Origin of the sequence: Vibrio penaeicida (genome assembly GCF_019977755.1) — a bacterium.
GTDB lineage: Bacteria > Pseudomonadota > Gammaproteobacteria > Enterobacterales > Vibrionaceae > Vibrio > Vibrio penaeicida.
In genome coordinates, this window is sequence record NZ_AP025145.1 from 1,713,883 (window position 1) to 1,725,603 (window position 11,721).

Consider the following 11,721-nt stretch of genomic DNA (forward strand, 5'->3'; position numbering starts at 1 on the left):
ATGGTTCGGTACTTTTGATCACTGTTAGTAGAGCATACATTCTTCATTGAAGCATTCATTGAGCTTCTAACCAATTGGAGAAAATGAGCCGATTAGAAAGGTATTATCAATAAATACCTAAAGCTAAAACCCATAATCTCGTGCTACAAAAATAGTACAAAGCCTAGATATTTCAGACTATTTCCTCAAAATGAAGAAATGGTCGAAACTCTTCTTTTTAATGAACATTCAATTTCATATTTAATGAGCCGATTATCAAACTATTTTTCATTTTTCGTTCAAAATATAAACAAAATTTATACATCATACCTCACGTAGTGCTATGTAAACTCTCCGTTTTTAACTTACGTAATAAATAACAATATAATCACCACCAAGACGTGAGTTTTACCTTTTTGGTAGCCGTACAACAGCACTATATATTATTTAAATTAAACTGGTTATCTACTGATATTTTCATTAGCCGTGTTAAGATAACGTCAAATCAACCTAGCATAAGTATTTAGCGTGAAAAAAATATTAACCATATTGTTACCCATAATTCTTATTCAATTAGCCATAAATATTGTATTTAACAACGATAACAATGGTTCAAATTTGGTTTCACAAGATGAAACCCCGTGTTTTAACCTAGAAAAATCACATGAAAATCCAATAAACTTAGATGAGCTAGTCTTAGCCCCTGTACAAATTGCGAACAGATCTAATAGTCATGAAGAGAAAATCACCAAGGATTTGGAAAAAGTCTTTAATACAGAAAACAAAGACACCATCCTTAGTAATAGCCCAGAAATTAAATTAGTTGAAGAAAGACTTAGTGATAAATCAGTTACTAACACCAGTGGTTACTCACAATACAACGAAATCATTTCGAACGTATTAGCTCGCGAAAATGAAAAAGACTTTAGAGACTATCTCATTGATTTCAGAAATGAAAGACTAGAAACTGATTGGGCTACTCTCATGGAAAACAATATAAAAGACTTCATATTTTTAAGAAGTAATCACTTAGAGCTAAACTTGGATGGCGTATCATGCGCATCCCAGAGCTGTCAAATAAAAATAAATAGCCCTAACGCTCTAAGAACATATGTCCATAGCCTATTTATTGATATGTCACAGGAGAGTTGGTGGGAATTTAAGAGAATATCAGCACAAGATACAAGTGGGCATAATGGAATTACTTATGCTGTATACTTATTATCCCCTGACACTTCATATAATGACAATTAAAACAATAAAAAAGTTCAAAATATTGATATCAACAGTTCATATTTAGGGACTTAATAATAAGATAGTATTGTTTATTGAACTAATAAAATAAGACAATAAAATGAAAATCTCCTTAGAAATTTGAATAACATTAGTATCCATGAATAAAGTACGTAATATCTTATTAGCAACAATTCTTTCATTTTCTGGCCTAGCAAATGCCACAAGCTGTGTACCAGGTCTAGATGGACCAATCGGACCAACCGGACCAATCGGACCAATCGGACCTGGTAGTCTTACAATAGAAAATGGATCTGTTGAAAATTTACCTCCTGTTAAGTGTAAACTTAAATGCACTTTAGATTGCGAACCAGACGACAATGGAGACACAAAGTGCAAAACTAATTGTACCGTAGAATGTGAAACAAAAAGCCCTTCACCTATTGACTCCTCAATAGGTGGAGCAGGTGGATGTGGTGGTGATTTCATGCGTCCAGACCTACCGTATATCTATCCTGTTCAAGATTGGGATTCAATTGGCAAATAATCTCGGTCAAATTAAGTTGTAATAAATTTAATTTGCATCTCAATTTTTGAGTCATCGTCTATCAGAAAAAGACTGGTCTGTGATGACTCATCTTTTCGGCTATACTAACTAAATTCCTTCCAATGTGGGCAAGTGTAACCTATTTTCCTTAAGGTACGTTTTGTTATAACAACTCTAATAATTCGGTGTCTGTAGTACCTGATTAGATGCGCGTAACTTTGTAAACACACAGACAGCGTTGCATGTTTTAGCTGTTTACTCAAAATAAATTTCACTCGTTTCTTGACATATATGTATCGAGAGGTTGGTGTAGGTTTACGTAATCTAAAGTGATATCTATCTCAATGATAGAAACCTTCAAATCAACTGGGCAAAGAGCCAATTAGAAAACAAACTCTAGTAAGCATCTGGAACTCCCCCCCCTCTAAATCTCGTGCCAAAAAAAATAGTACAAAGCCTAGATATTTCAGACTATTTCCTCAAAATGAAGAAATGGTCGAAACTATTCTTTTTAATGAACATTCAATTTCATATTTAGTGAGCCGATCATCAAACTATTTTTCATTCTTTGTTCAAAATAAATACTGATAGCACAATCATTTTCATAATTACTCTTAATTGAGCTCGCAAAACAAAACCAAACAGTGAGCCAATAAATAAAGAAATGTCAGCTTAGTTAGGAGAAAAATATGGAGAACTTGACCCACCAGCAAGCATCGCGTTTTCTGGACATGGCTACCATGGGCGTTAAACAGGATGAACTCGCAACATTTCAAACACTGGACGACAGAGATTCATGGATAAACCTGCAAATCGAACTCCCCCATTTTAACCAATTAGAGCGTACTCAGTACCAACAAACACAACGTAACTTGAACGAGCCTACCCAAGAGTGTCGCGTCGGAGCTTGGTTCGATTCCGCGTTATGGGATCCGGCACAGCTAAGGCAGAGGGTCGCATTCGCACTCAGTGAAATCTTTGTCGTAAGCGATCGCGACGCTAATCTCACCGGGCATCCTGAAGCGCTGGCCCATTACTATGATCTACTGCTCGATGGAGCATTTGGTCGGTACATCGACTTACTCAGAAGCGTAACGCTTTCCCCTGTTATGGGGACATTTCTGACCATGGCTGGCAATAAGCCCGAAAACATGACCGGGCAGCTACCGGATCAGAACTACGCTCGGGAAGTGATGCAGTTATTTTCAATTGGGCTATATACCCTCAACAATGATGGCACTGTCGTATCGGATGGCACAGGAACCCGGCTTGAAACCTATACCGACCAAGACATTGAAGCACTTTCTCGCGTGTTTACGGGTTGGGAGATCGACGGAGAAAATCTGATCAGCCCCATGGTTGAGAATAATGAATGTCACGATATGAATGAGAAGTGGATTCTGGGTGAGCAATACGCTGCTGGGCAAACCGCTTTACAAGATCTAGAACAATTTTTACTTCAAATCAGCCGCCACCCAAACACTGCCCCATTTATCTGCACGCTATTGATTAAGCGCTTAGTCACTTCCAACCCCACCCAAGATTACGTTGCCCGCGTCGCGAGTGCATTTACCGTATCAGATGGTGATTTGTCTTATGTGATTCGAACAATACTCACCGACCCTGCGGTTCTGGAATCAGCTAGCCCTCAACTTGCCAAAGTACGAGAGCCCATATTGGCAATGACCTACCTGTACCGCGCAATGGATGCGTACCCCGGCAAAAATGGCGATATTGTTTATAACCCTATGGACTACAAAAACACGTTCAGACAATACCCTCTCGGCGCGCCGTCGGTGTTTAATTTTTTCCAACCCAGCGATACCCCATCCGGTGAGTTGTTGGATCGGAACCTTACTTCTCCTGAGCTTTCAATCATCGACTGGCAGTCACTCATTGATTTGTCGAACCTCTTTTACCGCTCTCTATTGGATTTTGGTCAAAACCGCAGTAACTCGAATACGCAAACAGAGCTCTACATTGCCCCCGTTGACTTAGAAGAACTGGCGGAAGCAGGGAAACGAGATGAGTTAATCGAAGCCATCAATACACGTTTTCTCAATGGGAGTGGATCGCCTAATGTCCTTGAGCGTGTTGCTGCGATTTACGATGGACACAACAACAAGTATTACGCTGTGCCAAAAATGCTGTTTATGGCGCTGATTTCCCCAGAATTCATGGTACAGGAGTAACCTTATGTCTATTACACGCCGAGATTTTTTAAAAGGTTCATCTGCAACTGCCCTTTCTGGCATGGTGCCTCTATCTCTAACGATACCCACATCCAATGCGCTGGCAAGTGAACATAACGATTACAAAGCGCTTGTCTGTCTATTTTTGCATGGCGGCAATGACTCTTTTAATTTGCTGATACCCGATGGTGGTGCCCACTATTCCGATTACGTTACCGCCCGCCCCGATATTCACGTATTGCCAGAAGACTCGTTACCCATTCCCAACACAGAAGCAAATCAAGCAGTCGCACTTAACGCAGCGATGCCGAACCTTGCCGCCATGATGAACGAAGGCACCGCCACCACATTGGTCAACATTGGTACCCTGATAGAGCCGACAGACAAAACCAATTGGAGTGATGTTAAAAAACCCAGCAATTTGGGCGCTCACAACAAACAGCAAAAAGCGTGGCAGACCAGTTGGGGGGACGGCGAATACCACCCATATGGCTGGGCAGGCATGATGATGGATATTTTAAGTAACGACGCTGCCATTGTGTCGGATTCTATTTCCTTTACCGGAAATTCACTGCTCACCGGAAGCAGTTCAAACGATATTCAGGTGTCCTCCGGTGGCGTGAGAGCAATGTACCCAATCAGCCATTCGAACGGAGTAAACAATCAGTTTAAAAAATTAACTGCGACAACGTTTGACTCTCCTTTCCAACAAGAATATGTAAATCGGTTGCAGGGTATTCTCGATTTCCAAGTAGAAATTGACACCATTCTTAATACCTACCCAGCTGATACGCGTATTCCCAGTTCCTATTTAGGGAAGCAACTTCAAATGGTTCGCCGGATGATGCAAGCTGCGAGTTCGTTAGGGCACAGCCGGCAAGTATTTTTTGTTCATATGGGCGGGTTTGATAATCACAGCAATCAAAGAAGCAAACATGATGGGCTACTGGGTGCGATAGACCAAGCGGTGAGCGCCTTTCACATGACCCTAGATGAGCTCAATTTATCTGACCAAGTGGTGACATTTTCGATGTCGGATTTTGGTCGTACAATTCAAAATAACAGCAACAAAGGTACTGATCATGGTTGGGGCAGCAATCAAATTGTGGTGGGTAACGCCATTAATGGCGGCGTGAATTACGGTACTTTCCCTGATTTTGTACGAGATGGAGAGAATGCTTACGGGAATAAGTTCATTCCTACTCAATCTTCCGAACAGATGGGCGCGACGCTCTGTCGATGGATGGGATTAAGTGAAGAAGGGGTTGATGTGATTTTCCCATCACTCCACCCACAGAATACGAACCCATTTGACAGTCGATATTTAGGGTTCTTGGGAGATTACCGCGCTTCCTCTCTAGAAAGTGAGTTATTGATAAAAAACGTAAACGCCTCTGTAACGCGCGTCAATCACACACCACAAATGGCAATCGACGGAGACATCACCACGAAATGGACAGCAAAAGGAACAGGCATTCATTTCCTTGTTGAACTCTCGAGCACAAGCTACGTGACTCAACTGCTTATTGCGCAGGCTAAAGGGAATGTTCGCCAATACTTCATTGATGTAGAAGTCAGTAATAATGGCATCGATTTTGAGCCGTTAAACAGCGCAGTTACCCCCGGAAACACAACGGAGTTCATTCCTATTTCTATTCAAAGATCTGGCGTTAACTTTATTCGCCTTACCTGCAACGGAAACAATGATCCTGTGAATACACACTTGCAAGCGTGGAATAATATTCAAGAGCTAAAAGTGTTAGGTAAGGTGAATTAAACGGGAAAGCATTCTACCAAGGAATAACCGAGCCATCGTAAGCCAGAAGTAGCCCACTTTGCGATGGTTCGGCACTTTCAATGACGGCAATCAGATCGCGTGCAACTCGCTCTGGAGTAAACAACTTACCTTCGGGAACATTACGCTGAAAAGGCTCAGAGAGATGAGTATCGGTGGTTCCCGGATGCAAAGCGAGTACGGTTGCTTTGGGAAGTGTGCGACCCCACTCGATACTCAGTGTTTTAATGATCATGTTCAGCGCCGCTTTGGATGCTCGGTAGCTATACCAACCACCTAAACGGTTATCGCTGATACTGCCGACTTTGGCTGAAATCGCGGTAAACATAGGGTGGTGACTTTTTCTGAGTAAGGGAAAGGCGTACTTGGCTAGCAAAAGCGAAGGCAGGGCATTCGAATTCATCGCTTCTATAAAATACGTACTGTCTATTTGCTGAATATTCTTTTCAGGCGAATGGTCGTGTGAATGTAAAAAGCCAGCAGCGTTGATGACCCAATCTAGTGATTGAATTCGACCTAAGGCATTTTTTACGGAATCGTCGCTAGCAGCATCCATTTGTATCCAACGTAAATTCGGATCAGATAATTCTGGCAGGTTGCGTCGATACGTCGCGAAAACGCCATCTTCGGGGTATTCTTTTAGCAAGTGTTTCACCATTGCCAGACCTATACCTCCGTTTCCGGCCACCACCAATCTATTCAAGTTAGAGCTCCTCAATGCGTTGTAAATTCATATCCGCGGTCTTTAAGATCGCCTCTTGCACTTCTAAATCCATGTTGTCCCAGCTTCTGTAGATCATTCCGATACGTGGATTCTTACTAAGCAATTCTCGGTGTTGATTCATGAATCGCCAGTAAAATCCGTTAAACGGACAAGCTGTATCACCGCTTCGCTGCTTAACGTCGTAATGGCACCCTTTGCAGTAATCACTCATTTTATTGATGTAAGAGCCGCTGGCTGCATAAGGTTTGGTCGCAACAACGCCACCGTCAGCAAAAAGTGCCATCCCACGAGTGTTCGGCATTTCGACCCATTCAATCGCATCTACGTAGATACCCAAGTACCAAGCATCAACTTCATCAGGATGACACCCCGTTACCAGCGAGAAATTCCCCGTGATCATCAAACGTTGAATGTGATGGGCATAGGCGTAATCTAACGACTGACTAATCGCTTGTTTCATGCAGTGCATACGAGTTTCGCCCGTCCAAAAGTAATGGGGAAGCGGGCGCGTGGCACTCAAATGATTCTTCTGCGCGTATTCCGGCATGTTTGCCCAATAAACCCCACGAATATATTCTCTCCATCCGATTATTTGACGCACGAACCCTTCGATTTGATCAAGTGATACCAAGCTATTGGGTTGTTCATAACAAGTGAGTGCGGCATCTACGACTTCCATTGGCGACAATATTTTTGCATTGAGCGCAAAAGACAGGCGGCTGTGATACAGACTCCATTTGGCTTTATGTTGCTTGGTCATCGCATCTTGAAAAGTGCCAAAAAGGGGTAAGCAAACCTGACAAAAATGCGCCAACAAGTTCAGTGCTTGAGAACGATTTACCGGCCAGAGCAGGGAGCCATCGATATGCCCGATGGTTTTTACTTCGTGCCTTTCCAAACGCTGCAAGATGCCATTAACATCGTTAGCAAACACAAGTGGCTCGGGAAGCTGTTCAATATCAGCGGATTTGAGCTTCTTGCGATTATTGGCGTCGTAGTTCCACTTACCTCCAACAGGCTTATCGTCCGCATCCAGCAAAATGCCATATTGCTTACGCATGCGCCGATAAAAGTGCTCCATTAAAACATGCTTCCCTTTAGGAAACTGGGCAGGAATGAGCTCCGCATTCAACATGAAATGTTCTGTGTCTGCATTTCGAACTTCTACTCCCTCAATGCGTAAAGATTCTAATTGCTGAGCTAAGCGAAATTCATCTGGATTTTGGTATTCAAGATATGCAGCCCCAGTTTGTCGACACAACTGGGTCAGAAGTTCAGAGAGGTCTTTGTAGGCTTGTGTGTCATCCAGCGTCATATACTTAACTTGATGACCCGAATCTAACAACCAACAAGAGAAGGCTTCCATTGCGGAGAAGAAAGCACATACCTTCTGTATGTGGTGTTGAGCGTAATCCGTTTCTTGTTTTAGCTCCGCTATCAGATAAAGCGTCGATTCATCCACTTGGCGAAACCAAGAATGCTGATAGTTCAGTTGATCGCCCAAAATTAAGCGGATTCTTTTTGTTTTCATAAAACCTCAAAAGTCGGTGTTTTGATTTCACCCTCTTTTCTTACGTCCTACGAATTCAACCGATCACCCATTTTTTCTATCTACTAATCAATCGTTTTTCTATTCTCACTTAAAGCGCTTTTCCACTCTCACTAAAAAGGCAGCCGAAGCTGCCCTATCTATACGCTTATAAAAGCGAGCAATACACGATCACTTTCTGAGTAGTGCGTCCAAATTGACTTTGTTACCCAAAGGCTGAACCTGAATATCGGCATAGTCCATACGAATGGCTTCAAATTGTTTTGCTAATTCGCGGACATGAGCTTCATCTTTGGCGATAAAGGCAACATGGTAAACGGGTCTTGTTACACCGTCACTTACTTGTTGAGTATTCAAATAAGCAGAGGTCAAAAAGCCCGCTTGATTTAAGCTAACCACACGCTGCAGATCAATCCCCAGTACTCGGTCTATTTCTATTGGATCAACACCTTCTTTCCAAGTCATGGTAATACCATAGTTGTACACCATAGGCGTTTTATCTAGCCACTTTCGCCCCAATGCTTGTATCGCGGCAATCTTCACTAGATCTTGTTTGTACAAAGGCAGCTCTTTAAGTGTTGCTCTTACTTGCTGTTCATTATCTCCACTGATCACGAAGCGAATCAAGCGAGTGGGCTTTCCGTCCAATTCGCTATCATAAATGTACATATCTTTGACATCACCTTTTTCAATCAATTGTCCGAATGATGCCTTTTGCTCAGGCATCGCTTTCAGCACTTTGGAGTGGTCTTTCGTGTTCCATGCCAATTCAACACCAAAATCAACCGCATTGGCCGACATTGCGAACAACATAGCGCCTACCAGAAAAACAGCTTTAGAAAATTTATTCATGGTTTACCTCAATTTATAATGATGTTCGATATCTTCGCTGGGTACAGAGTTTGCGAAGAGACCGAGTGCTTATATAATTCGCCTACCAACGCGATCGATAGCTTCGGTGACAAGAGCGACACGTCTTTTCTGCCTGCTTTAACCCTTGTTCCGCTAACGATAAATCCTGCTCTTTACTCCCTTGCTGAAAAGAGACATACCCGTTGTGAAGTTCAACCAACAGGGCATCAAACTTTTCAGGCTTACTCCAAACTAATGCTTTTGCCTTACTCCCACTCTCGCTTCCGTGTGGAAACGCATTGAACAATAAGCCGCTGTTTTCAACCAGAACATCACTCGCTTTAAGTGCCGCGTTCCAATCTATTTCAGACTTCCCGATCAAATCGACGGCTTCATCGGTCTTGGTTTCAATAATCGAAAATGCTTCTTGTCTCGATTCAATGGCATCGCCGTGCTTTGCCAATGCACAGGCTGGCATAAACAACGCCACGTATGTCACTAGCTTGGTAAACCTTTTGTTAGACGCTCTCATCTTTTGGACACCTATAAGTTCGATTGACGCCGTTATGTGCGCCTTTTTGTTACGACCAAAATAATTTACAATACAATAATTGCATTTGCAATAGTTGCAAATTACATTATTGATAAAGAAATCAAATGAAGAGCGACATTATGAAAATTTGGGATTTACCAACTCGTATTTACCACTGGCTACAAGCCGTATTATTTATTGCACTGTTAGAATCAGGTTTTTCAGGTAATGGACCACACATCCAAATAGGACTTGTACTTTTCACCTTGTTGATGTGGCGGATATGCTGGGGGGTAATAGGGAGCACAACCAGTCGTTTTCAACAGTTTTTGGCATCACCCAGTACTGTCGTTAGGTATGTTAAGACCGGAAAGTCGAACCAAATTGGACACAACCCAGCAGGCGGGTGGATGGCGTTCTTGATGATATTCGCGTTGTTATTTCAATGCTTATCTGGAATGGCAATCGCAGGGCAGTTTGATGGGTTAGCATTTGCCGAAAACGTTTTAGCAGACGATGTATTTTTCGTTATTGAAAGCATGCATATGATCTGTGCTAGGCTCCTTCCGGCTCTCATTGCTTTGCATGTTGGAGCAATCGTTTTTTATAAATACAAAGGTATATCATTGACTTGGGCAATGGTGACTGGCATTCAAAAACACATAAACACCAACGTAACCGTCTATTTTGCTTCGAATATTCGTGCCTTAGTGGTGCTAGCCATTGCAATTTCCGTTACCATTGCAATAGTTGCATTTGCATAAGAGATGACTATGAGCGAAATATTTGAAAGAGAAAAAAGCTTTGGGTGGAAAGTGAACGTTGTCGCAGCGCATGTCGCAAAACTACTGGAACAAGAGCTGGCTAAACACGATTTTCCAAAAAGCTTTTGGCCCACCATGATGTGTCTTTGGGAACAAGAAGGCATGACTCAGCGAGAGCTTTCAGATAAATCTCGTATCGAAAACTCTACGACCACCAGAACCCTCGATAAACTGGAAGAACGTGGCTGGGTTGAAAGACAAGCCGATCCAAATAGCCGCCGTTCTTACCGAATCTATCTAACAGAGGAAGGTCGAAAGCTAAAAGGGACTTTGCAGCCTTTGGCTAACCAAGTGAATCAAAATGCGTTATCCCATTTAGAAGAAAAGGAACAGCAAGAGTTACTTCGGCTACTCACAAAAGTCATGGACGGTGTCGCAGGAAAGTAAGCGGATTCGGCTAGAATATATTCAAGGTGCTAGGCAGCTTCTTATCTATAGATTGAGTATTACGGTAGGGTAATAGGCAAATTTCTGTTAGAGTCCTGCCCTTCTGAACTAGACCCAACCTGCTTCGGTAAGCGTAAGAATTTAGGAACTTGCTATGATGACAGATGAAGAAAGAATTGAACTGCAACAAAACAACCCATTGCACGGGCTTAAGCTAGAAACCTTGCTGCAAGAATTGGTCGATTTTTACGGTTGGGATATTCTTGATACTGCAATGCGATTCAACTGCTTTAATACCAAGCCATCGATAGCAAGCAGCGTTAAATATTTAAAAAAGACCGATTGGGCGAGAGAGAAGATCGAAAACTTCTACCTTTACCGCTTCAAACGTATGCCACGAGCTTCCGCTGAAGAATATGACTTGCCGCCGCGTGCTCGCACGTTTCCACATGGTCTTAAGCCGAAAGATCCAATGGTATTAACCGTTGATTCTATTTTAAAGTCACAAGCTAAAGCGGCTTCTGCTCACAAAGAGCGCTCCTCGAAAAATCGAAACTTCCGCCGCCAGAAATAGCACGGACTAAAAAGCCAAACAGAGTTATTCTTGTTTGGCTTTTTTGATCAGGTATTCCACAACTGAGGTTATTTATCCAGTGCGTTTCCTACCTGCTTTTCTAACGCCAAAATCGAAGCTCTAACACTCTCTGGAATATCGGTTTTAACATTGTCTTTAAAATCAAACATCACTCCTGTCGCGGTACCGATTGTCGCGATTTTTCCCCACTTCTTACTGAACGCTTGGTATTCCATCGTAATACGATCATCTTGGATGTCGATAACTCGGCTGCCAATAAAAAGGGTGTCTGGATAGGTGATCGGCAATTTGTACCGACACTGTGTATCTCGTAACACGGGACCTATGTGCGTTTTAGACATGTCGACTAAAAGACCGATTTTATTGAAGTAATCGAGTCGAGCGGTTTCAAAATAGCGGAAATACACCACATTATTCACATGCTGAAGTGCATCCATTTCTCCCCAAGCAACTTGAATTTCAGTTACCACAGGAAAGTCTTTAAGCATTGAATCCATACTATCCATCCTTGA

Annotated in this window: 12 protein-coding genes; 6 read left to right on the forward strand and 6 right to left on the reverse strand. The window is 42.4% G+C overall.

Annotation, left to right across the window (positions count from 1 at the left end):
* Positions 1–507 precede the first annotated feature (507 nt).
* Positions 508–1,233, forward strand: coding sequence for a hypothetical protein (locus LDO37_RS26030; RefSeq protein ID WP_224055620.1), 726 nt, complete (start codon positions 508–510; stop codon positions 1,231–1,233).
* Positions 1,234–1,275: 42 nt separating this feature from the next.
* Here LDO37_RS26030 and LDO37_RS26035 read toward each other — a convergent pair whose 3' ends face one another.
* Positions 1,276–1,701: a hypothetical protein gene (locus LDO37_RS26035; RefSeq protein WP_224056072.1), complete on the reverse strand. Its 426-nt coding sequence runs from the start codon at positions 1,699–1,701 to the stop codon at positions 1,276–1,278.
* A gap of 747 nt (positions 1,702–2,448) precedes the next feature.
* Between LDO37_RS26035 and LDO37_RS26040 the strand changes: the two genes are divergently transcribed.
* Together LDO37_RS26040 and LDO37_RS26045 are read left to right on the forward strand one after the other, a co-directional pair.
* Positions 2,449–3,951, forward strand: coding sequence for a DUF1800 domain-containing protein (locus tag LDO37_RS26040; RefSeq protein ID WP_126609878.1), 1,503 nt, complete (start codon positions 2,449–2,451; stop codon positions 3,949–3,951).
* Between the two features lie 4 nt (positions 3,952–3,955).
* The gene (locus LDO37_RS26045; RefSeq protein ID WP_126609877.1) at positions 3,956–5,728 is read left to right on the forward strand and encodes a DUF1501 domain-containing protein; all 1,773 of its coding nucleotides are present in this window, start codon (positions 3,956–3,958) and stop codon (positions 5,726–5,728) included.
* Between the two features lie 13 nt (positions 5,729–5,741).
* Here the strand turns inward: LDO37_RS26045 and LDO37_RS26050 are convergent, their stop codons facing one another.
* The 4 genes from LDO37_RS26050 to LDO37_RS26065 all read right to left on the reverse strand — a co-directional run bounded on the left by LDO37_RS26050 (position 5,742) and on the right by LDO37_RS26065 (position 9,403).
* Positions 5,742–6,449 carry an SDR family oxidoreductase gene (locus LDO37_RS26050; protein WP_126609876.1) on the reverse strand — a complete coding sequence of 236 codons (708 nt, stop codon included), beginning with the start codon at positions 6,447–6,449 and terminating at the stop codon, positions 5,742–5,744.
* A 1-nt stretch (position 6,450) separates the two neighbouring features.
* Positions 6,451–8,001: a cryptochrome/photolyase family protein gene (locus LDO37_RS26055; RefSeq protein ID WP_126609875.1), complete on the reverse strand. Its 1,551-nt coding sequence runs from the start codon at positions 7,999–8,001 to the stop codon at positions 6,451–6,453.
* 189 nt (positions 8,002–8,190) lie between these two features.
* Positions 8,191–8,871 (reverse strand): hypothetical protein, encoded by a 681-nt coding sequence (locus tag LDO37_RS26060; protein ID WP_126609874.1) that lies wholly within the window; start codon positions 8,869–8,871, stop codon positions 8,191–8,193.
* Positions 8,872–8,953: 82 nt separating this feature from the next.
* A complete protein-coding gene (locus LDO37_RS26065; protein WP_126609873.1) occupies positions 8,954–9,403 on the reverse strand; it encodes a c-type cytochrome in 450 nt (149 codons plus the stop codon).
* A 140-nt stretch (positions 9,404–9,543) separates the two neighbouring features.
* On the opposite strand from LDO37_RS26065, the gene LDO37_RS26070 reads away from it, so the two are divergent.
* The 3 genes from LDO37_RS26070 (at position 9,544) to LDO37_RS26080 (ending at position 11,188) form a co-directional block, all read left to right on the forward strand.
* The gene (locus LDO37_RS26070; protein WP_224056088.1) at positions 9,544–10,167 is read left to right on the forward strand and encodes a cytochrome b/b6 domain-containing protein; all 624 of its coding nucleotides are present in this window, start codon (positions 9,544–9,546) and stop codon (positions 10,165–10,167) included.
* Positions 10,168–10,176: 9 nt separating this feature from the next.
* Complete coding sequence (locus tag LDO37_RS26075) at positions 10,177–10,614, forward strand: MarR family winged helix-turn-helix transcriptional regulator (RefSeq protein WP_104403242.1); 438 nt, start codon at positions 10,177–10,179, stop codon at positions 10,612–10,614.
* 154 nt (positions 10,615–10,768) lie between these two features.
* On the forward strand, positions 10,769–11,188 hold the full coding sequence (locus LDO37_RS26080; RefSeq protein WP_101113001.1) for a VF530 family protein: 420 nt from the start codon (positions 10,769–10,771) through the stop codon (positions 11,186–11,188).
* A gap of 68 nt (positions 11,189–11,256) precedes the next feature.
* Here LDO37_RS26080 and LDO37_RS26085 read toward each other — a convergent pair whose 3' ends face one another.
* Positions 11,257–11,706: an acyl-CoA thioesterase gene (locus LDO37_RS26085; protein ID WP_126608522.1), complete on the reverse strand. Its 450-nt coding sequence runs from the start codon at positions 11,704–11,706 to the stop codon at positions 11,257–11,259.
* Positions 11,707–11,721 lie beyond the last annotated feature (15 nt).